Genomic DNA, 20,325 nt, shown 5'->3' on the forward strand with positions numbered 1-20,325 from the left:
TGGGATTTTTGAGGATGGGGGCGGGTAGCGGGCGACTAGCAGCCCGACCGCCGCCCTCAACCCCCACCTACGCCGCCAGCATTTCCTTCGCGTGCTTGCGCGTGGTCGGCGTGATCTCCAGACCGCCGAGCATGCGCGCGACTTCTTCGACGCGGCTCGTCTTGTCGAGCGAAACGACGCTGCTCACCGTGCCGCCCTTGCCGTTGCCGGCCTTCGCCACCTGGAAATGATGATCGCCACGCGCGGCGACCTGCGGCAAGTGCGTGACGCAAAGCACCTGGCGCGCTTCGCCGAGTTGATGCAACAGCCGTCCGACCACTTCGGCGACGCCGCCGCCGATTCCAGTATCCACTTCGTCGAAGATCAGTGTGGGCGTCGGGCTCGCGGCACTCGCGATCACGGCGAGCGCGAGGCTGATACGCGCGAGTTCGCCGCCCGACGCGACCTTCGCGAGCGGCCGCAGCGGCACGCCCGCATGACCTGCGACGCGGAACTCGACCTGCTCCAGGCCATGCGCGCCGCCTTCGGGTAACGGCACGAGCGCGACTTCGAAGCTGCCGCCTTTCATCGACAGTTCCTGCATGCCTGTGGTGACCGCGGCGCCGAGCGCTTTGCCGGCCTTGGCGCGCGCCTTCGAGAGCTTCTTTGCTTCGGCGAGGAAGTCCTCGCGCGCTTTGGCTTCGGCGGCGTGCAGGCTGTCGAGGTCCGCGGCGGCGTCGAGCGCGGCAAGCTGCGCGCGGCGCGTCTCGTGTTCCTCGGGCAGCGTTTCGGGCTGCAAACGGAACTTGCGCGCCGCCGAATGCAATGCGTCGAGACGCTTTTCGACTTCTGCGAGCCGGTCCGGGTCGAGTTCCAGCTTCTGCGCGTAATGGCTCAGCGAATACGCGGCTTCCTGAAGCTGGATCTCGGCGGGTTCGAGCGCGGCCAGCACGTCGTTCAAGGCCGGGTCGATATCGGCAAGGTCGCGCACCTTCGAGACGATCGACGCAAGGTGCGTGATCATTGCCTCGTCCGATTCGGAGAGCGCATTCAGCGCGCCTTGCACACCGTCGATCAGATTCGCCGAATGCGACAGCCGCCGATGCTCCGCGTTGACCTCTTCCCATTCGCCCGGCTGCGGCGCGAGCTTGTCCAGCTCGGCAAGCTGCCATGCCAGACGCTCGCGTTCCAGTTGCAATTCGCGGTCGCGGGTGTGCGCGTGCTCGACCGCCTGCACTTTCTCACGCCAGGCGCGCCACGCGCGCGTGACGCTCGCGGACAGCTCGGTCAGCCCTGCATGCGTGTCGAACAGCTCGCGCTGCGCGTCGGGACGCATCAGCAATTGATGCGCGTGCTGGCCGTGAATATCCACCAGCATTTCGCCGACTTCGCGCAGTTGCGCGAGCGTCGCCGCGGTGCCGTTGATGAACGCGCGCGAGCGGCCGTTCGCATCCACCACGCGGCGCAGCATCACAGTGCCGCCGTGCTGGCCGTCCGCCGCGGCCGCGCTCAACGCCTGCTCGTCGAGCCACTGGTCCACTTGCGCGTGCGTATCGAATTCGGCGGTGATGTCGGCACGGGTCTCGCCGGTCCGCACGACGTTCGCGTCGGCGCGCGCACCCAGCGCGAGCGCCAGCGCGTCGATCAGGATCGACTTGCCGGCGCCGGTTTCGCCGGAGAAAACGGTAAAGCCGCTGTCGAATTCGAGGTCGAGCGCGGCGACGATGACGAAGTCGCGTATCGAGAGGTGGCGAAGCATGGAAGTCGTTTGTGCTTGTCGGTGAGCTTGGTATCGGGTTTTACGAGCAGCGCTTGCGGTCCGGCGTCCGCGCCGGTCACGGCTTGGGATCTTCCTCGTGCGACGGGTATTCGTTCCAGTGCAGCTTCTTGCGCAGCGTCGCGAAATAGCTGTAGCCGACCGGATGCAGCATCGGCACCGTATGACGCGAGCGGCGCACTTCGATTGAGTCGCCGAGTTCCAGCGACGTGAACGACTGCATGTCGAAATTGACGTTCACCTCGCGCCCCGAAACGATCTGGATGCTGACCTTCGAATCGTCCGGCAGCACGATCGGCCGGTTCGACAGCGCATGCGGCGCGATCGGCACGAGCACGATGCCCTGCAGTTGCGGATGCAGAATCGGCCCTTGCGACGACAGCGCGTACGCCGTCGAGCCGGTCGGCGTGGCGACGATCAGTCCGTCCGAACGCTGGTTGTACATGAAGCGGCCATCCACCGACACATGCAGCTCCGCCATGCCCGAAAAGCCGCTGCGATTCACCACGACGTCATTGAATGCGAGCGCGTGATAGATCGGATTGCCCTGGCGCATGATGCGCGCTTCGAGCAGCACGCGTTCCTCGCGCTCGAAGTTGCCCGCCAGCATTTGCGGCACGGTCACGCTCATGTCGGAGATCGGGATGTCGGTAATGAAGCCCAGCCGTCCGTGATTGATGCCGATGAGCGGCGTGCGGTACGGCGCCAGTTGCCGGCCGATGCCGAGCATCGTGCCGTCGCCGCCGAGCACGACAGCCACGTCGGCGCGCGCGCCGATTTCGGCGGGGCGCAGCGCCGGATAGTCGGTTACGCCGATTTCGGCCGCGGTGTCGGCTTCGAAAACGACCTCGAAGCCGCGCTTCGCGATGCACGTGGCGAGCGCGGTCAGCGGGTCGCGGATGCCCGGCGTATTGTTGCGCCCGACGAGCGCGACAGTCTTGAACTGGCTGGTTACTTGCATGCCGGCATTACACCATAGGTAGGGCCTGAAAAGAACGGGGCCGGGACGCCGCGGCCGGCCGTTCGCAGCGGGCCGTGAGCGCAGTGCGGGATTATCGTTAGAATGGTGAAGCCTTGATGACATGCGCGCCGCGCAAACCGCACCGGCGCGCGGCTGGCCGGACCGTCGGCAACGGGGCCGGCGGCACGCCCGACACAATGCGGCACGTTGTGCTGGAACGAGCGCAAGGCGCGGTCCCGGCGGGCGGCGGGAAATTCGCCGGTGATGGGCGCCGTCGGCGCTCGCGGTAGTCGCCTCATTGAGCTAAAATTTTTCGTCATGCTAGATCCTCGCGCACAAACCCTCCTGAAAACGCTGATCGAGCGCTACATTGCCGAAGGTCAGCCGGTCGGCTCGCGCACGTTGTCGCGCTATTCGGGCCTGGAGTTGAGCCCGGCAACCATCCGCAACGTCATGTCGGATCTCGAGGATCTCGGGCTCGTCATCAGTCCGCATACTTCGGCGGGACGCATTCCCACGCCGCGCGGCTACCGGCTGTTCGTCGACACCATGCTCACGGTCGAATCCGCCGCGGACGAAGAGGCCGTCACCCGCACGGTCAAGACTACGCTGCAGGCAGGCGAGCCGCAGAAAATCGTCGCGGCCGCGGCGAGCGTGCTCTCGAATCTGTCGCAGTTCGCCGGTGTCGTGCTGACGCCGCGGCGCAGTCACGTGTTCAAGCAGATCGAGTTCATGCGGCTGTCGGACAAGCGCATTCTGCTCATCATCGTGACGCCCGAAGGCGACGTGCAAAACCGCATGATGGCGACCCAGCGCGACTTTTCGCCGTCCGAGCTCGTGGAGGCTTCGAACTACATCAACGCGCACTTCGCCGGCCTGTCTTTCGACGAAGTGCGCCGCCGCCTGCGCGAAGAAATCGACCAGTTGCGCGGCGACATGACCACGCTCATGCACGCGGCCGTCACGGCGAGCACGGACGAATCCGACACCGGCGAGACCGTGCTGATTTCGGGCGAGCGCAATCTGCTCGAAGTCGCCGATCTTTCCTCGGACATGGCGCGCCTGCGCAAGCTGTTCGATGTGTTCGACCAAAAGACCAGTCTCCTTCAGTTGCTGGATGTGTCGAGTCATGCGGCCGGCGTGCAGATCTTCATAGGCGGCGAGTCCAACCTCGTGCCTATCGAGGAAATGAGCGTCGTCACCGCGCCCTACGAGGTGAACGGCAAGATCGTCGGCACGCTCGGCGTGATCGGCCCGACGCGGATGGCCTACAACCGGGTCATCCCGATCGTGGACATCACCGCAAGACTGCTTTCGCTCACGCTAAGTCAGCAGTAAGTCAGCAGTAGCGGTCAACGCCGCGGCGGTCGATGCGGCACATCATGCGCGAGCGCGCGCCGCTTGCCAATTAGCCGAACGGCCAGGGGCGCCTGGGGCGCGCGGCCACGAAGGCCGCCGCCATAGGGCGCACCGCTATAATGAATCTCACCTGTTCAACCCTCCGCTCACTGCGGTTACCCGGCTATAGCCTATGCGCTTCGACCTCGAGCGGCCTTCGCAGAACGCCACGTCGCACCGTGTTGCCGTGCTGCTGATCAACCTCGGCACGCCCGACGCGCCAACTCCGCGGGCGGTTCGCCGCTATCTCGCGCAGTTCCTGTCCGACCCTCGGGTGGTCGAGATTCCGGCGCTGCTATGGCAGATCATTCTGCGGTTGCTGATTCTGCCGTTCAGAGGCCGCGCGTCCGCGAAGAAATATGCGGCCGTCTGGATGCCCGAAGGCTCGCCGCTGCGCGTCTATACGGAAAAGCAGGTGGAAGCGTTGCGCCATCTGCTGCAGTTGAACGACTACACGGTGCTCGTCGAATACGCGATGCGTTACGGCACACCGGGCATTCCGGCCATGCTGAATCAGCTCAAGCTCGCGGGCGCCGAGCGGGTGCTGCTCGTGCCGATGTATCCGCAGTATTCGTCGTCGACCACGGCGACCGCTTTCGACGACGCCTTCTCCGCGATGAAGCGCATGCGCAATCAGCCGGAGATCCGCACGGTGCGTCAATACGCCGATCATCCGGCATATATCGCGGCGCTCGCGGCGCAGGTGCGTCACTACTGGCATCTTCATGGCCAGCCGGATTTCGCGGCGGGCGACAAACTCGTGTTGAGCTTTCATGGCGTGCCCAAGCGCACGCTGGATCTCGGCGATCCCTATCACGAGCAGTGTCAGACAACCGGCGCGCTGCTGATGCAGGCGCTTGGCCTCACGTCGGTGGAATGCCGCATCACCTTCCAGTCGCGCTTCGGCAAGGCCGAGTGGCTGCAGCCCTACACGGCGCCCACGTTGAAGGAACTCGGCGCGGCAGGCGTGCGGCGTGCTGATGTGTTTTGTCCGGGCTTCACGGCCGACTGCCTGGAGACGATCGAAGAAATCGGCATGGAAGTGCGCGACGAATTCCTGCATGCGGGCGGCAAGGAATTTCACCGCATTCCGTGTGTGAACGCGTCGCAGGCGTGGATCGCCGCGCTCGGCGAAATCGTCGCGCAGAATCTGCAAGGCTGGCCGGTGCAGGCAGTACCCGTGCCGCATAACACAGCGGCTTGACGAGACTTCATGAACTACAGGATTTCAACCGAACCGGGCGCGAAACTGCGCATCGACAAATGGCTTTGGGCGGCGCGCTTCTTCAAGACGCGTTCGCTCGCGGCGGATGCTGTCGAGAAAGGGCGCGTGCGCATCGGCGGGGCCAATGTGAAGCCGGCCAAGGACGTGCGGGTCGGCGACCTGGTCGAGATCGAGATCGAGCGCTTCGTGTGGCAGGTGCAGGTGCTGGGCGTGTGCGAGGTGCGCGGTCCGGCGACCGTCGCGCAGACGCTCTACGCGGAAACCGACGAAAGCCGCGAAAAACGCAAGGCCGAGCAGGAGCGCCGCAAAACTTATCGCGAGCCGGCCGAGGCATTGCATGGCCGCCCGACCAAGCGCGACCGCCGCACTATCGACAGATTTTCAGGTGGGGATTGAACAGCTGTTCCATGGTCGCGTTCACGCCGCCGTATTCGGTGGTGTGGTCGTTGACCGCCCCGGACATACAGATGGTCGTGGTGCCCGCAACGAGTACCAGTGCGACCACCGAGATTGCAAAGGTCAGTTTCACGGTACCCCCTTATGGGATGTTGCAGCAAAGAAACGAGCTAGCCGGGTGGAAATTGCAAGAGGGCGGAAAGGATTACGTCAGATTAGGGTTAACGAGGTTTTTCCGCTGCGTTACTGGAGCATAGGTCACTTGCTCTTCGCGCTCAATCTGAATCTGATTGCGCCGCGCTAATGGTTGTAACCGCGCGTTTCCGCCAGCGGCGCCAGCTCTGAAAATTTCGGCCGAGGCGCTTGAAATGGGCGCTTGCGGCCCCACCTGCCGTTCCGATACGCGGTGGCGCGTTCGAATGTTTGTCGCGATTTTGCAACGCACAAAAGTCGCGGCGCGTTCATGCGTTGCCGCCGCCGTTGGCTTTTAAATCTTTAACGACTTTCAGCGACATGGAAAACACGCAAGAGAACCCGACGAGCCAGAATCCCACGCCCGCGGACGAAACCGAGCGCCCGGCCGCCGAGGCGGTCACTCCCGAGCAGGAAGCCGCGGCGAGCGTCGCCACGGACACGCCGGCAGCCACGGGTGCCGAAGCTGCGTTGGCTGAAGCGCAGGCCAAGATCGCCGAGTTGCAGGAGAGCTTCCTGCGGGCCAAGGCCGAGACCGAGAACGTGCGTCGCCGCGCGCAGGAAGACGTCGCGAAGGCGCATAAATTTGCCATCGAGAGCTTCGCCGAGCATCTGCTGCCGGTAATCGACAGCCTGGAAGCTGCCGTCGCCCATTCTTCCGACGACCTCGCGAAAGTGCGCGAAGGCGTCGAGCTCACGCTGCGCCAGCTCACGGGCGCGCTGGAGAAGGGGCGCGTCGTCGCGCTGAATCCGGTGGGCGAGAAGTTCGACCCGCATCGCCATCAGGCCATTTCGATGGTGCCGGCGGATCAGGAGCCGAACACGGTGGTCGCCGTGCTGCAAAAGGGCTTCGTGATCGCCGACCGCGTGCTGCGTCCGGCGCTCGTGACGGTGGCCGCGCCGAAGTAAAGCGCCCGTCGCAGCCGGTTCGCCAGGTCCACGTAGACACCAGGTAACCCGATCATGGCCAACATTCCCGTCGACGCTACCGCGTTTTCGGTCTTCGACATGAAGGAGCTGAGCGCCGAATCGTTCGACGCGGGCCTCGCCGAAGCAGGCGACGAACTCGCGGTGGTGTTCTTCTGGGGCCTCGACTGCTTCAATTGCGAGATCGCGAAGAAGGCGATGCTGGCGCAACCCGAGGCGATCCGGGCGCTCGGTCTGCGGTGGTTTCACAGCAATGTCTACGAGCACCGCGATCTTGGGCGGCGCTTCATGCTTCACGGCGTGCCTACGTGGTTCTTTTTTCATCGCGGCAAACGGCTTGGCCGCGCAACCGGCTGGCACGGTCTTGGGCAGTTCCAGGCCGCTGTCGCCGCGGCGCGGCAGAAGATTCAGGCGGTTTCCGGCAAGACGCCGGGTGAAACGCCGGTCGATTGAAAAAAATTAAAGACCGCATCGCAAAAGAGGTCTTGAAAACGATGCGGACGCACTTATGTTCAGTGCAGTGTGAATTCAGGGCGGATCGCCTTGCCGCCAGACGGCAAACAGGGCGCTTCCCGCAGCGATCAAAGTCAGGAGATTAGTAAAAATGGGCAAAATCATCGGTATCGACCTCGGCACGACCAACTCGTGCGTGGCGATCATGGAAGGCAATTCGGTCAAGGTGATCGAGAACTCGGAAGGTGCGCGCACCACGCCGTCGATCATCGCGTATATGGAAGACGGCGAGATTCTCGTCGGCGCGCCTGCCAAGCGTCAGTCGGTCACGAACCCGAAGAACACGCTGTACGCGGTGAAGCGCCTGATCGGCCGCCGCTTCGAAGAGAAGGAAGTTCAGAAAGACATCGGCCTGATGCCGTACAAGATCATGAAGGCCGAGAACGGCGACGCATGGGTCGAAGTGCGCGATCAGAAGCTCGCTCCGCCGCAGATCTCCGCGGAAGTGCTGCGCAAGATGAAGAAGACCGCTGAAGACTACCTCGGCGAGCCGGTCACCGAAGCAGTGATCACGGTTCCCGCGTACTTCAACGACAGCCAGCGTCAGGCAACCAAAGATGCGGGGCGCATCGCCGGTCTGGAAGTCAAGCGCATCATCAACGAACCGACCGCAGCCGCGCTCGCGTTCGGTCTCGACAAGAACGAGAAGGGCGACCGCAAGATCGCCGTGTATGACCTGGGCGGCGGTACGTTCGACGTGTCGATCATCGAAATCGCGGACGTCGACGGTGAGAAGCAGTTCGAAGTGCTGTCCACGAACGGCGACACGTTCCTCGGCGGTGAAGACTTCGACCAGCGCATCATCGACTACATCATCGGCGAGTTCAAGAAAGAGCAAGGCGTCGATCTGTCGAAAGACGTGCTCGCGCTGCAGCGCCTGAAGGAATCGGCTGAAAAGGCCAAGATCGAGCTGTCGTCGAGCCAGCAGACCGAAATCAACCTGCCGTACATCACGGCTGACGCGTCGGGTCCGAAGCATTTGAATCTGAAGATCACGCGCGCCAAGCTGGAAGCGCTGGTTGAGGAGCTGATCGAACGCACGATCGAACCGTGCCGCGTGGCGATCAAGGACGCAGGCGTGAAGGTCGGCGAAATCGACGACGTGATTCTGGTCGGCGGTATGACCCGCATGCCGAAGGTGCAGGAAAAGGTTAAGGAATTCTTCGGCAAGGACCCGCGCCGCGACGTGAACCCGGACGAAGCCGTGGCCGTTGGCGCCGCGATTCAAGGTCAGGTTCTGTCGGGTGACCGCAAGGACGTTCTGCTGCTCGACGTGACCCCGCTGTCGCTCGGCATCGAAACGCTCGGCGGCGTGATGACGAAGATGATCAACAAGAACACCACGATCCCGACCAAGCATTCGCAGGTCTACTCGACGGCCGACGACAACCAGAGCGCCGTGACGATCAAGGTGTATCAGGGCGAACGCGAAATGGCAGCGGGCAACAAGCTGCTCGGCGAGTTCAACCTGGAAGGCATTCCGCCGGCACCGCGCGGCACGCCGCAGATCGAGGTGAGCTTCGACATCGACGCAAACGGCATTCTGCACGTCGGCGCGAAGGACAAGGCGACCGGCAAGGAAAACCGCATCACGATCAAGGCGAACTCGGGTCTGTCCGAAGCCGAAATCGAGAAGATGGTGAAGGACGCCGAAGCGAACGCGGAAGAAGACCACAAGCTGCGTGAGCTGGCCGATGCCCGCAACCAGGGCGACGCGCTGGTCCACAGCACGAAGAAGGCGCTCACCGAATACGGCGACAAGCTGGAAGCTGCCGAGAAGGAAAAGATCGAATCCGCGCTGAAGGACCTCGAAGAAACGCTGAAGAGCGGTTCGAGCGACAAGGCGGCGATCGAAGCCAAGATCGAAGCAGTGGCCACGGCCTCGCAGAAGATGGGCGAGAAGATGTACGCCGACATGCAGGCTGCGCAAGGTGCCGAAGCTGCGGCAGCAGGCGCGGCGGGCGCGAGCGCGGGTGCATCGGCGGGTGGCGCGAGCCAGCCGCAGGACGATGTGGTCGACGCCGAGTTCAAGGAAGTCAAGAAAGACTAAAGCCAGGTCGCATTCCGACCGTAAAGCCGCACACGGGTTTTGTGTGCGGCCCGGCTGCACAAGGGACCGCGCCCATCCGGACGCGGGAACGTGCAAGAGCGGTTATCACGCCTGGCGAGCCTTTTAGGCTCTCCGGGCACATTTGTTTTATGGAGGGCGTTGTTTTTTGCCGTATTCAGGCGGCATGAAACAGCGGCCGGACGAGTCGTGAGACTCCAGCATTCAAGAGGAGCCACCGCGCGGCATTGCGCGAGGGGCGTTGAACCGATATGGCGAAACGGGATTACTACGAGGTTCTGGGCGTCGCAAAGAACGCGAGCGACGACGAAATCAAGAAGGCTTATCGCAAGCTGGCGATGAAGCATCACCCCGACCGCAATCCGGGCAACAAGGATGCGGAAGAGCATTTCAAGGAGGTGAAGGAAGCCTACGAAATGCTCTCGGACTCGCAAAAGCGCGCCGCGTACGACCAGTATGGTCACGCGGGCGTCGATCCGAACATGGGCGGAGCCGGCGCGCAAGGCTTCGGCGGTTTTGCCGATGCGTTCGGCGATATTTTCGGCGACATCTTCGGCCAGGCGGCCGGGGGCGCCGCGCGCGGCGGTGGCCGTGCGGGCCCGCAGGTGTATCGCGGCGCCGACTTGCGCTACAGCATGGAAATCACGCTCGAGCAGGCGGCGCACGGCTACGAAACGCAGATTCGCGTGCCGAGCTGGGTCTCGTGCGAAGTCTGTCACGGCTCGGGCGCGAAGCCCGGCACGAAGCCGGAAACCTGTCCGACGTGTAGCGGTTCGGGCGCGGTGCGCATGTCGCAAGGCTTCTTCAGCATTCAGCAAACGTGTCCGAAGTGTCACGGCACCGGCACCTATATTCCCGAGCCCTGCGGTCACTGCCACGGCGCGGGCAAGGTGAAGGAAACCAAGACGCTCGAAGTGAAGATTCCGGCAGGGATCGACGACGGCATGCGCATCCGTTCCGCCGGCAACGGCGAACCGGGCATCAACGGCGGACCGTCGGGCGATCTGTACGTCGAGATTCACATCAAGCAGCACTCGGTGTTCGAGCGCGACGGCGACGATCTGCATTGCCAGATGCCGATTCCCTTCACCACGGCAGCATTGGGCGGCGAGATCGAAGTGCCGACGCTTGCCGGCCGCGCGAGCTTCACGGTGCCCGAAGGCACGCAGTCGGGCAAGACGTTCCGGTTGCGCGGCAAGGGCATCAAGGGCCTGCGTTCGAGCATTCCCGGCGACCTGTACGTGCATGTGCAGGTCGAAACGCCGGTCAAGCTCACCGAACCGCAGCGCGATCTGCTGAAGCAATTCGAGAAGGCTTTGGTGGAAGGCGGCGCGCGGCATAGCCCGCAAAGCAAGAGCTGGTTCGACCGGGTGAAGAGCTTCTTCGATTAATGGCGGTTTGAGGTTGGCGGTCAGCATGACGGCAGATGAGCGCGGCGCAGTGTTTGCATTGCTCGATGATTGCGACGCGTCGGCGGCGCGCCGCTCAAGCCGTCTGTACACGCGCTTCGTGCATGAGCGCGTGTGCGCGAACGCCACGCAGCTCGAAGCCGTGTGCGAGGCCGCGGCAGCGGACGCGCGGCTCGGTCTGCATGCCGTCGTACTCGCCGACTATGAATTCGGCCGGCATCTTCTCGACGGGGAATCGGGTCCGTCGTTCAAAACGCAGCATGGCGATGCCACGCTGCGTTTTTTATTGTTCGAACGTTGCGAAAAACTTTCGCGCGATGAAGTCGACGCGTGGCTCGTGAACGAAGACGGCGGTCTTGCTGAGCCGTCGGTGGCGGGCACGGCGAACGTGCGCGAGAGCGTCGAGCCCGAGGAGTTCAACGCGGCGATCGGCGCGATTCACAGCGCGCTGCACGCCGGCGATTCGTATCAGGTCAACTACACATACCGTCTTGGCTTCGACGTGTTCGGCTCGCCCGTCGCGCTGTATCGGCGGTTGAGGGCGCGGCAGCCGGTTCGCTATGGCGCGTTGATCGCACTGCCGGGCGGCGCGTGGGTGCTGTCGTGTTCGCCCGAGCTGTTCGTTGAGAAGCAGGGCGCTACGTTGCGCGCCCGTCCGATGAAAGGCACGGCGCCGCGCTCTGACGATCCGGCAACGGATCGCGGCGCCGCTGAATTCCTCGGCAGCGATCCGAAGAATCGCGCCGAGAACGTGATGATCGTCGATCTGTTGCGCAACGATTTGTCGCGTGTCGCGCAGACGGGCTCCGTCAATGTGCCGGCGCTCTTTTCGGTCGAGCCATATGCGTCGGTCTGGCAGATGACGTCGACGGTAGAAGCCGCTTTGCGGCCCGGCACGTCGTTCGCCGGCATACTGCGCGCGCTGTTTCCTTGCGGCTCGATCACCGGCGCGCCGAAGCATCGCACGATGCAGTTGATCGACGAACTCGAGAGCACGCCGCGCGGGCTTTATACCGGCGCGATCGGCTGGCTGGACGCGGCCGCGTCGGAACCGGCGGGCTCGGGTGGAAATGCGTGCGGCGACTTTTGCATGTCGGTCGCCATTCGCACGTTGACGTTGAAGCCGTCGGCGCAAGCAGGCTCGTTGCGCGGCACGATGGGCATCGGCGCGGGCATCGTGCTCGACAGCGTCGCCGAAGACGAATACGCGGAGTGTCGATTGAAAGCGCGCTTTCTGACCGGCGCCGAGCCGGGCTTCGAGCTGTTCGAAACCATGCTCGCGACGCGCGAAGACGGCGTGCGTTATCTGCCGCGGCATCTCGCGAGACTCTCGGCGAGTGCCGCAGCACTGGGCTTTCCATTCGATGCCGAAGCCGTGCGCGCAAAGATTGCGGAACAATGCGCGGCGTTGCCCGCAAAGACTGCGCATCGCATGCGTCTCGCACTAGGCAAGAATGGCGCAACGCAGATCACGGCTGCGATCCTGACGCCGTTGGCCGACTCGACGGTCGGCGTGCTGCTCGCAACAGATCACGGCTTCCCGACGATGCAATCCGGCGATCCGCTGTTGCACCACAAGACCACGCGCCGCGCCGAGTATGACCGCGGCTGGCGCGAGGCCGAGGCGAAGGGCGCGTTCGACACACTGTTCTTCAACGAACGAGGCGAGTTGACGGAAGGCGGGCGGTCGAACGTGTTCGTGAAGCTGGCGGGCAAGTGGTGGACGCCGCCGCTCGGGTCGGGCGTGTTGCCGGGCGTGATGCGAAGCGTGCTGCTCGAGGACGACGCGAGCTTGCAGGCGAAAGAAAGAGTGCTGACGCAGGCGGATCTGTTGAACGCCGAAGCGCTGATGATCTGCAATGCGCTGCGCGGAGCGCTGCCGGCGCGGGTTATCCGTTAGAGTGGTGCGAAGGGCCAAGCGCCAGCCCGCACCGCCACCCAAACCCTCAAAACGTATGCTCAGGCCCAGGAAACGCCCCATCCTTCACCGCACGCACATAGGCTTCAACCGCCGCGAGAATACTCGGCTGGCCCTGCATGAAATCCTTCACGAAGCGCGGGCGCTTGCCGGGAAAAATCCCCAGCATGTCATGCAACACCAGCACCTGACCTGAGCAATCGAGCCCGGCGCCAATGCCGATCGTCGGAATACGCAACTGCTTCGTGACTTCGCTCGCGAGCAGCGTCGGAATGGCTTCCATCACGATGAGCTGCGCGCCCGCCGCTTGCATCGCGAGTGAATCGCGCAGCAACTGGTTCGCGCCTTCCTCGGTCTTGCCTTGCACCTTGAAGCCGCCGAACGCATGCACCGACTGCGGCGTCAGTCCAACATGCGCGCACACCGGAATCGAGCGCTCGACCAGAAAGCGCACCGTGTCGGCAAGCCACTCGCCGCCTTCCAGCTTCACCATCTGCGCGCCGCCGCGCATCAGTTCGACGGAGCTTCGATACGCTTGTTCCGCCGTGCCGTAAGTGCCGAACGGCAAGTCGGCGACGATCAACGCCGACGGCCGCGCACGCGCCACACTGGCCGTGTGATACGCAATATCGGCGAGCGACACCGGCAGCGTCGTGGTCTGCCCTTGCAGCACGTTGCCGAGCGAATCGCCGATCAGCAGAACGTCGACGCCCGCGCGATCGAGCAGCGCCGCAAAGCTCGCGTCGTAACAGGTGAGCATGGCGATTTTCTCGCCCGCATCGCGCATTGCCTGCAGTTTCGGCACGGTGATCGCGTTCCGGCTCGCTTCCTGCAAATAGGTCATGGGTCGATCCGTTGAAAGAGGGGCGCGCGCCGCTTAAAGCGACGTGCCTTTGACAAAGAATTCCTTGCGGCCGCGCATGGTTTCGATGCGTTCGGCGAGCAGCGCAAGGTCCGCGTCGGAGTCGAGCGGATTCAGATGTTCGGCGTTGACCGTCAGCACCGGCGTGCGGTCGTAGTGATAGAAGAACTCGTTATACGCGTCGCAGAGCGCATGCAGATAGGCGTCGGAAATCTGCAATTCCATAGGCACCGCGCGCTTCTGAATGCGCGAGAACAGCACCTCGGGACTCGCCTGCAAATACACGACGAAGTCCGGCGCCGGCGCGCTCACTTCGAGGCGCGCGGCGAGCGCGCGGTACAAATGCCACTCGTCTTCCTGCAGCGTGAGACGCGCGAAGATGTCGTTCTTCTGCGTCATGAAATCGGCGATGAGCGGCGTGCCGGCCAGTTGCACCGCGTTCACGTCCTGCGCCTGCTGCGCGCGTTGCAACGCGAAATGCAATTGCGCGGGCAACGCATAACGCGTGGTGTCGCGATAAAAGCGTTCGAGGAAGGGATTCTCTTCGGGCCGCTCGAACAATTCCTGCATCGACCAGCGTTGCGCGAGACGCCGCGCGAGCGATGTCTTGCCGACGCCGATCGGCCCTTCGATCGCAAGATAGCCGAACGGAGGCCGCAATTGCGGCGCGGTGACGGTGAGTGGCGGTGAATTCATTCGCAGCGGCCTTTGCCGGCGTTGAGGGCGTTGAGCGTCGGGCACTGGCACGGCCCTTTGACCTTCTCGATGCGTTGTTCGCGTACGCCGTCGAGCAGCGCGTCAGCGCGGCCATGCCGCGGAATGATCAGCGCGGCGTCGATCTCGACGAGCGGAACCAGCGCAAACGCGCGTTCGACAAGACGGGGATGCGGAACGATCAGGTCGGCTTCGTCGATGGATTGATCGCCGAAGAGCAGGATGTCCAGATCGAGCGTGCGCGGTGCATTGCGAAAGGGCCGTTCACGGCCGAACTGATGCTCGATCTTGTGGCACAGCGCAAGCAGATGCCGCACGGGGAGCGTCGTGTCGATCTTCACGACACAGTTGAAATAGTCGTCACCGCCCGCGTCGATCGGGGCAGTGCGATACAGGCTCGACTTGGCGAGCACGGTGATGGTGTGCTGTTGTGCGAGGCACACCACCGCGTCTTTCAGGGTCTGGCGCGCGTCCCCGAGATTCGCGCCGAGGCCGAGATAAGCAACCGTCATGGCATAACTTCCTGCAACTATCGTTCGACGGCTTCAGCCGACGCTGCATGAACCAGCGCTGCGTTAGCGAACGCTGCTTCAGTCTTCGTGCGGGCTGTCGTGGCCCGCTTCGGCGTCTGTGCGTTCGGCTGGCGTGCCGCCCTCCATTCCGTCGCCCGGTTTGCGGTTTCTGGCGCCACCGCCGCGCCGCCGTCGTTTTCTGGGGCTTCGGTCCTTCCCGCCTTGCGTGAGCAATGCCTCACGCGCCGCGATGTCTCCTTCGATGAACTCCGTCCACCACGCTCCGACCGACTCGTCGAGTTCGCCCGATTCGCAGCGCAACAGGAGGAAATCATACCCCGCTCTAAATCTTTGGTGTTCCAGCAGCTTCAGCGCGCTTCTTCCCGAACGTTTTTCGAGGCGCAGCTGCAAGCCCCAGATCTCGCGCATATCGGACGAAAAACGCTTGTGGATAGCGAGTTTCTCGGTCTGCATGTCGAGCACTTCGTCCATCGCGCGATGCAGCGCGGGCACCGGATACTCGCCGTTCGCTTCGAATTTCTGCCAGCGCTGCTGCACGTCGTGCCACAAAAGTGTTGCAAACAGAAAACCCGGCGACACCGGTTTGCCGGCGCGCACGCGTGCGTCGGTATTGTTGAGCGCGAGCGTGATGAATTTTTCGCCGGTCGGCTGCTCGAGCACGACGTCGAGCAAGGGCAACAGTCCGTGATGCAGGCCTTCCTGGCGCAAGCGCTTCAGACAGGCGAGCGCGTGACCGGACAGCATGAGCTTCAGCATCTCGTCGAAGAGACGCGCGGCCGGCACGTTGTTGATCAGATCGGCCATTTTCGCGATCGGGTCGCGCGTCGCGTCTTCGATCTCGAAGTCGAGCTTGGCCGCGAAACGCACGACGCGCAGCATGCGCACCGGATCTTCGCGATAACGCGTGGCCGGATCGCCGATCATGCGCAACAGACGCGCGCGCACGTCGGCCATGCCGTTGTGATAATCCAGCACGGTCTCCGTGGCCGGATCGTAGTACATCGCGTTGATCGTGAAGTCGCGGCGCGTGGCGTCTTCGTGCTGCTCGCCCCATACGTTGTCGCGCAGCACGCGGCCGCTCGCGTCCACCGCGTGCGTGCGGCGATCGAGCTCGTCGCGCTTCAGGCGCCGCGGCGGCGCAGCGTCAGCGGCGGGCGGATCGACCAGCGCGCGGAACGTCGACGTTTCGATGATTTCCTGGCCGAACTGCACATGCACGATCTGAAACCGGCGGCCGATGATGCGCGCACGGCGAAACAGCTTCTGCACCTGTTCCGGCGTGGCGTCGGTCGCGACGTCGAAATCTTTCGGCTTGATGCCGAGCAGCAGATCGCGCACTGCACCGCCGACGATAAACGCCCGGTGCCCCGCCTGTTGCAGCCCTTCGGTCACGCGAATCGCGTTGCGCGAGATCAGCGTGGGGTCGATGCCGTGGACGTCGTGCGGAATGATGACCGGCACGTCGGGGTCCGGCACCTGTGGTTTGGTGGACGCGCCGCCGCGAGCCGGCTTGCGGCGCGCGCGGCCCGCGCCCGCGGCGCCTTGTGCATGGTGTGCCGGTGCGCTGCCGGTTTCGTCTGCGTCGGCTTCAGCCGGCAGCGTGTCGTCGGCGGATGCTGTGTCCTGGCCGAATAGCTTGCGAATGAGTTTTTTGATCACTGGGGTTGAAAGAGTTCGAGGATGCGCCAGCCCTTGGCTTGTGCATGAGCACGCAATGTGTCGTCCGGATTGGTCGCGATTGGGTCGGTGACCTTTTCGAGCAGCGGAATGTCGTTGTGCGAATCGCTGTAGAAATAGCTGTGCTCGAAGTCGCTCCAGCTTTTGCCGAGCGATGCGAGCCATGCCTCGGTGCGCACGATCTTGCCTTCCTTGTAGCTCGGCGTGCCGGTGGGGCGGCCCGTGTAGGCCGAATGCGGCTGGCCGTCGACGGTTTCCGCTTCGCAGGCGATCAGCGTGTCCACGCCGAACGCGCTCGCGATGGGCCGGGTGATGAATTCGTTGGTGGCCGTGACCACGCAGCACAGGTCGCCCGCTTCGCGGTGCCGCTTGACCAGTTCGACCGCCGCCGGAAGGATGGCCGGCGTGATCACTTCATGCATGTACTGCGCGTGAAAGTCCGCGAGTTGCGCGCGCGTGTACTTGGCGAGCGGCGTGAGCATGGCGATCAGATAGGCGTGAATGTCGAGCTTGCCGGCCTTGTAGTCGGCGTAAAAGCGGTCGTTGTCACGGGCGAAGTTTTCGGCGTCGACCATGCCGTGTTTCACCATGAAGCGGCCCCATTCGTGGTCGCTGTCGGTGGGAATGAGCGTGTGATCGAGGTCGAAGAGTGCGAGATTAGCCATGGGGGTTTATTTTACTTGAAGCGGCGGACGACGCGGCGGGGCCGTCCTGGCCGGGCGAAGCCAGCATCGTGCGCAAGAGCGGCAGCGTGACCGCGCGCTTCTGTTCGAGCGAGAAGCGGTCGAGCGCGTCGAGCAGCGCCATCAGGCTCGGCATGTCGCGGCGAAAGTGCGTGAGCAGATAGGCGGGCACGTCGTCGGCGAGCATGATGCCGCGCTCGCGGGCCGCATGCTTCAGCACGGCGGCTTTGCCTTCGTCGGGCAAGGGCGCGAGATGGAACACGAGGCCCCAGCCGAGCCGCGTGCGCAGATCCTCGCGCACCGTCATGCCGATCGGCGGCGCGTTGCCGGTGGCGACGAGCGCGCTGGTCGGATGCGCGCGCACCTCGTTGAAGAGATTGAACACGGCGACCTGCTGCGCGGCGGAGAGGCCGTCGCAATCGTCGATTGCATACAGCGCGACGCGCGGATCGAAACTGAACGCGGCGAGGCTGCTTTGCGGACCGGCGAAGCGCGCATGCCCGCGCGGCGCTTCATGCACGAGTGCTTGCAGCAGATGTGTGCGGCCGCTGCCCGCTTCGCCCCAGATGTAGAACGTGCGATCGGCGACCGGCCCGGCGGCGAGCGCGCTATCGAGCTCACGCAGGCGCGTGACGAGCTCGGCGTTCGCGCCGGCGAAAAAATTGTCGAATGTCGATGGCGGCGGCGTGCCGAGATCGAGCGTCAGTTGACGAAGCACAGTAGGTTAATGCCGAAAGTAAGGCTGAAGCCGCGAAGTGTCCCGCTGAGCCGGGACGCCGGAGCAGAACATCAATTGTTATAGAGCGTGCTTTGCAGATAGCTTTGCCGCAACTCGCGCATCGCCACCGACAGAATCGCGCTGACCGGCAGCGCGAGCAGCACGCCGAAAAAGCCGAACAACTGCCCGAACGCGAGCAGCGCGAAGATAACCGCGAGCGGGTGCAGGCCGATTCGCTCGCCGACGAGACGCGGCGTGAGATAAAAGCTTTCCACGATCTGCCCGACGCCGTAAATCAGCGCGACCGCGCCGAAGCCGTACCAGTTGCCGAACTGCAGCAGCGCCGCGAGCAGCGCAAGCGCAAGACCGGTCGCGAAGCCGATATACGGAATGAACACGGCGAGCCCCGTGAAAATGCCCACGGGCAACGCAATCTCGAAGCCGGCGATGCTGAGCGCGGCCGCGTAGAACACGGCGAGCACGCCCATCACGAGCAACTGGCCGCGCAGGTATTGCGACAGCATCTGATCCATGTCGCGCGCAAGTTGCAGCGTCTTGTCGAGCCAGCGCCGCGGCACCACGCTCTGCATGCGCAGCAGCATGCGGTTCCAGTCGTAAAGGAGATAGAACAGCACGAGCGGCACCATCACGAGATTGCCGACCACGGTCATCATGACGTTGCCGCTTGTCACGATCGACGTCCACGCATACCGCGCGACCGTCTGCGCACTGCCCTCAAGCTGACCCATCACCATGTCGCGCACGCTCGCGAAGTCGAGCGAATCGGCGAGGCCGAGCATCGCCAGCTTGGGTTGCAGCCACGCATTCACATGCGCGAAGAGCTGCGGCACCTGCTGCCGCAACTGCGGCCCTTCCTTCTGGATGACGGCGAACACGAGCAGCACCAGCAGCGTCATCAGCAACGTGAAAAGCAGCATCATCAGCAAGGCGGCGAGTGCGCGCGGCACGCGCCGGCGCACCATCCACGCGACGCCGGGCTGCAGGATGTAGGCGAGAATCGCGCCGAGCAGAAAGGGCGTGAGAACCGGACTCAGCAGCCACAGCAGAATGCCGACGCCGAGCGCAATGGCGAGCCAGATGAAGGCGCGGCGCTGCACGGGAGTCAGTATCGAGGAATTCTGTTGCAAAGTTGTTTCCCTGGTGTCGTCGGAACCGGATGATCAAATTCCAGCCAGCCGGCCGGCAACTCTCTATGGGACCGGAGTAAGCGCTGAAGCGCCAACTCTCGATCGGCATCGGGTAAAATCGCATTTTACCGACCTTCGAGCGCTCCCCCCATGAATCAACCGAAATCCGCCCCGAATTCCACTGATTCGGCCCAAGGTCTGTCGTATCGGGACGCTGGCGTGGACATCGACGCGGGCGACGCTCTCGTCGACGCAATCAAGCCCTTTGCCAAAAAGACCATGCGCGACGGCGTGCTGGGCGGCATCGGCGGATTCGGCGCGCTGTTCGAGGTGCCGAAGCGGTACAAGGAACCGGTGCTGGTGTCGGGCACGGACGGCGTGGGCACGAAGCTGCGCCTCGCGTTTCAGTTGAACAAGCACGACACCGTGGGCCAGGATCTGGTCGCGATGAGCGTGAACGACATTCTCGTGCAAGGCGCCGAGCCGCTCTTTTTCCTCGACTACTTCGCGTGCGGCAAGCTCGACGTGGGCACGGCGGCGACCGTGGTCAAGGGCATCGCTTATGGTTGCGAACTGGCGGGCTGCGCGCTGATCGGCGGCGAAACCGCTGAAATGCCGGGCATGTATCCCGACGGCGAGTACGATCTGGCGGGCTTCGCGGTCGGCGCGGTCGAAAAGAGCAAGATTATCGACGGCAGCACGATCGCCCCCGGCGACGTCGTGCTGGGCCTCGCTTCGAGCGGCATCCACTCGAATGGTTTTTCGCTCGTGCGCAAGATCATCGAGCGCGCGCAGCCCGATCTGAACGCGGATTTCGACGGCCGTTCGCTCGCCGACGCGTTGATGGCGCCCACGCATATCTACGTGAAGCCGCTCCTCGCGCTGATGCAGCAGATCGCCGTGAAGGGCATGGCGCACATCACGGGCGGCGGGCTCGTCGAAAACATTCCGCGCGTTTTGCGCGAAGGTCTGACGGCCGAGCTCGATCATCGCGGCTGGCCGCTGCCGCCGCTGTTCTCGTGGCTGCAAAAGCACGGCGGCGTCGCGGACGCGGAAATGCATCGCGTGTTCAATTGCGGGATCGGCATGGCAGTCGTCGTGTCCGCTGCGGACGCGGATGCCGCGATCGGTCTGTTGTCGGCGGCCGGCGAGCAGGTCTGGAAGATCGGTGTGATTCGCGAAAGCGCTGCGGGTGAAGCGCAGACGGTTGTGGTTTAAAAGGTCGGT

At 63.8% G+C, this 20,325-nt stretch carries 19 protein-coding genes; 9 read left to right on the forward strand and 10 right to left on the reverse strand.

Annotated features, from left to right (window positions below; all coding sequences use genetic code 11):
* Positions 1 to 67: 67 nt before the first annotated feature.
* Both recN and CUJ91_RS02620 read right to left on the reverse strand, forming a co-directional pair.
* A complete protein-coding gene (recN, locus tag CUJ91_RS02615) occupies positions 68 to 1,738 on the reverse strand; it encodes a DNA repair protein RecN (RefSeq protein ID WP_114155811.1) in 1,671 nt (556 codons plus the stop codon).
* Between the two features lie 76 nt (positions 1,739 to 1,814).
* Positions 1,815 to 2,717 carry an NAD kinase gene (locus CUJ91_RS02620; RefSeq protein ID WP_006047888.1) on the reverse strand — a complete coding sequence of 301 codons (903 nt, stop codon included), beginning with the start codon at positions 2,715 to 2,717 and terminating at the stop codon, positions 1,815 to 1,817.
* Between the two features lie 318 nt (positions 2,718 to 3,035).
* Between CUJ91_RS02620 and hrcA the strand changes: the two genes are divergently transcribed.
* The 3 genes from hrcA (at position 3,036) to CUJ91_RS02635 (ending at position 5,736) form a co-directional block, all read left to right on the forward strand.
* Positions 3,036 to 4,055 (forward strand): heat-inducible transcriptional repressor HrcA, encoded by a 1,020-nt coding sequence (gene hrcA, locus CUJ91_RS02625; protein ID WP_025601566.1) that lies wholly within the window; start codon positions 3,036 to 3,038, stop codon positions 4,053 to 4,055.
* 193 nt (positions 4,056 to 4,248) lie between these two features.
* A complete protein-coding gene (gene hemH / locus CUJ91_RS02630) occupies positions 4,249 to 5,319 on the forward strand; it encodes a ferrochelatase (protein WP_006047886.1) in 1,071 nt (356 codons plus the stop codon).
* A 9-nt stretch (positions 5,320 to 5,328) separates the two neighbouring features.
* A complete protein-coding gene (locus tag CUJ91_RS02635; protein ID WP_006047885.1) occupies positions 5,329 to 5,736 on the forward strand; it encodes an RNA-binding S4 domain-containing protein in 408 nt (135 codons plus the stop codon).
* Here CUJ91_RS02635 and CUJ91_RS34290 read toward each other — a convergent pair.
* Positions 5,708 to 5,869, reverse strand: coding sequence for a hypothetical protein (locus CUJ91_RS34290; protein WP_006047884.1), 162 nt, complete (start codon positions 5,867 to 5,869; stop codon positions 5,708 to 5,710). The genes CUJ91_RS02635 and CUJ91_RS34290 overlap by 29 nt on opposite strands.
* Before the next feature lie 380 nt (positions 5,870 to 6,249).
* Between CUJ91_RS34290 and grpE the strand changes: the two genes are divergently transcribed.
* From grpE to pabB, 5 genes are all read left to right on the forward strand, one after another.
* Entirely contained in the window at positions 6,250 to 6,837 is a 588-nt protein-coding gene (gene grpE / locus CUJ91_RS02640; RefSeq protein WP_006047883.1) for a nucleotide exchange factor GrpE, read from the forward strand.
* A gap of 54 nt (positions 6,838 to 6,891) precedes the next feature.
* Positions 6,892 to 7,308 carry a thioredoxin family protein gene (locus CUJ91_RS02645; protein ID WP_114155812.1) on the forward strand — a complete coding sequence of 139 codons (417 nt, stop codon included), beginning with the start codon at positions 6,892 to 6,894 and terminating at the stop codon, positions 7,306 to 7,308.
* 151 nt (positions 7,309 to 7,459) lie between these two features.
* Positions 7,460 to 9,418, forward strand: a complete 1,959-nt coding sequence (dnaK, locus tag CUJ91_RS02650; RefSeq protein ID WP_114155813.1) for a molecular chaperone DnaK — start codon at positions 7,460 to 7,462, stop codon at positions 9,416 to 9,418.
* A gap of 269 nt (positions 9,419 to 9,687) precedes the next feature.
* Positions 9,688 to 10,827: a molecular chaperone DnaJ gene (gene dnaJ / locus CUJ91_RS02655; protein WP_006047880.1), complete on the forward strand. Its 1,140-nt coding sequence runs from the start codon at positions 9,688 to 9,690 to the stop codon at positions 10,825 to 10,827.
* 25 nt (positions 10,828 to 10,852) lie between these two features.
* Positions 10,853 to 12,745 (forward strand): aminodeoxychorismate synthase component I, encoded by a 1,893-nt coding sequence (pabB, locus tag CUJ91_RS02660; RefSeq protein WP_114156668.1) that lies wholly within the window; start codon positions 10,853 to 10,855, stop codon positions 12,743 to 12,745.
* Positions 12,746 to 12,791: 46 nt separating this feature from the next.
* Here the strand turns inward: pabB and panB are convergent, their stop codons facing one another.
* The 7 genes from panB to CUJ91_RS02695 all read right to left on the reverse strand — a co-directional run bounded on the left by panB (position 12,792) and on the right by CUJ91_RS02695 (position 19,098).
* Positions 12,792 to 13,607 (reverse strand): 3-methyl-2-oxobutanoate hydroxymethyltransferase, encoded by an 816-nt coding sequence (gene panB / locus CUJ91_RS02665; RefSeq protein ID WP_114155814.1) that lies wholly within the window; start codon positions 13,605 to 13,607, stop codon positions 12,792 to 12,794.
* 33 nt (positions 13,608 to 13,640) lie between these two features.
* Complete coding sequence (locus CUJ91_RS02670) at positions 13,641 to 14,321, reverse strand: deoxynucleoside kinase (RefSeq protein WP_006047877.1); 681 nt, start codon at positions 14,319 to 14,321, stop codon at positions 13,641 to 13,643.
* The gene (folK, locus tag CUJ91_RS02675) at positions 14,318 to 14,851 is read right to left on the reverse strand and encodes a 2-amino-4-hydroxy-6-hydroxymethyldihydropteridine diphosphokinase (RefSeq protein WP_006047876.1); all 534 of its coding nucleotides are present in this window, start codon (positions 14,849 to 14,851) and stop codon (positions 14,318 to 14,320) included. Before folK ends, CUJ91_RS02670 begins: the two co-directional genes overlap by 4 nt.
* Positions 14,852 to 14,929: 78 nt before the next feature.
* Positions 14,930 to 16,531: a polynucleotide adenylyltransferase PcnB gene (gene pcnB, locus CUJ91_RS02680; RefSeq protein ID WP_006047875.1), complete on the reverse strand. Its 1,602-nt coding sequence runs from the start codon at positions 16,529 to 16,531 to the stop codon at positions 14,930 to 14,932.
* Positions 16,528 to 17,214 (reverse strand): histidinol-phosphatase, encoded by a 687-nt coding sequence (locus tag CUJ91_RS02685; protein WP_006047874.1) that lies wholly within the window; start codon positions 17,212 to 17,214, stop codon positions 16,528 to 16,530. Before CUJ91_RS02685 ends, pcnB begins: the two co-directional genes overlap by 4 nt.
* Entirely contained in the window at positions 17,207 to 17,950 is a 744-nt protein-coding gene (gene hda / locus CUJ91_RS02690; protein ID WP_114155815.1) for a DnaA regulatory inactivator Hda, read from the reverse strand. The genes CUJ91_RS02685 and hda overlap by 8 nt, the downstream gene beginning before the upstream one ends.
* Positions 17,951 to 18,021: 71 nt before the next feature.
* Positions 18,022 to 19,098 carry an AI-2E family transporter gene (locus CUJ91_RS02695; RefSeq protein WP_006047872.1) on the reverse strand — a complete coding sequence of 359 codons (1,077 nt, stop codon included), beginning with the start codon at positions 19,096 to 19,098 and terminating at the stop codon, positions 18,022 to 18,024.
* A 150-nt stretch (positions 19,099 to 19,248) separates the two neighbouring features.
* On the opposite strand from CUJ91_RS02695, the gene purM reads away from it, so the two are divergent.
* A complete protein-coding gene (purM, locus tag CUJ91_RS02700; protein ID WP_006047871.1) occupies positions 19,249 to 20,316 on the forward strand; it encodes a phosphoribosylformylglycinamidine cyclo-ligase in 1,068 nt (355 codons plus the stop codon).
* Positions 20,317 to 20,325 lie beyond the last annotated feature (9 nt).

It is taken from the genome of Paraburkholderia graminis, assembly GCF_003330785.1.
Taxonomy (GTDB): Bacteria; Pseudomonadota; Gammaproteobacteria; order Burkholderiales; family Burkholderiaceae; genus Paraburkholderia; species Paraburkholderia graminis.

Coding starts and splice junctions, on each gene's coding strand:
- recN (WP_114155811.1), bottom strand. CDS start 1,738: ATGCTTCGCCACCTCTCGATACGCGACTTCGTCATCGTCGCCGCGCTC.
- CUJ91_RS02620 (WP_006047888.1), bottom strand. CDS start 2,717: ATGCAAGTAACCAGCCAGTTCAAGACTGTCGCGCTCGTCGGGCGCAAC.
- hrcA (WP_025601566.1), top strand. CDS start 3,036: ATGCTAGATCCTCGCGCACAAACCCTCCTGAAAACGCTGATCGAGCGC.
- hemH (WP_006047886.1), top strand. CDS start 4,249: ATGCGCTTCGACCTCGAGCGGCCTTCGCAGAACGCCACGTCGCACCGT.
- CUJ91_RS02635 (WP_006047885.1), top strand. CDS start 5,329: ATGAACTACAGGATTTCAACCGAACCGGGCGCGAAACTGCGCATCGAC.
- grpE (WP_006047883.1), top strand. CDS start 6,250: ATGGAAAACACGCAAGAGAACCCGACGAGCCAGAATCCCACGCCCGCG.
- CUJ91_RS02645 (WP_114155812.1), top strand. CDS start 6,892: ATGGCCAACATTCCCGTCGACGCTACCGCGTTTTCGGTCTTCGACATG.
- dnaK (WP_114155813.1), top strand. CDS start 7,460: ATGGGCAAAATCATCGGTATCGACCTCGGCACGACCAACTCGTGCGTG.
- dnaJ (WP_006047880.1), top strand. CDS start 9,688: ATGGCGAAACGGGATTACTACGAGGTTCTGGGCGTCGCAAAGAACGCG.
- pabB (WP_114156668.1), top strand. CDS start 10,853: ATGACGGCAGATGAGCGCGGCGCAGTGTTTGCATTGCTCGATGATTGC.
- panB (WP_114155814.1), bottom strand. CDS start 13,607: ATGACCTATTTGCAGGAAGCGAGCCGGAACGCGATCACCGTGCCGAAA.
- CUJ91_RS02670 (WP_006047877.1), bottom strand. CDS start 14,321: ATGAATTCACCGCCACTCACCGTCACCGCGCCGCAATTGCGGCCTCCG.
- folK (WP_006047876.1), bottom strand. CDS start 14,851: ATGACGGTTGCTTATCTCGGCCTCGGCGCGAATCTCGGGGACGCGCGC.
- CUJ91_RS02685 (WP_006047874.1), bottom strand. CDS start 17,214: ATGGCTAATCTCGCACTCTTCGACCTCGATCACACGCTCATTCCCACC.
- purM (WP_006047871.1), top strand. CDS start 19,249: ATGAATCAACCGAAATCCGCCCCGAATTCCACTGATTCGGCCCAAGGT.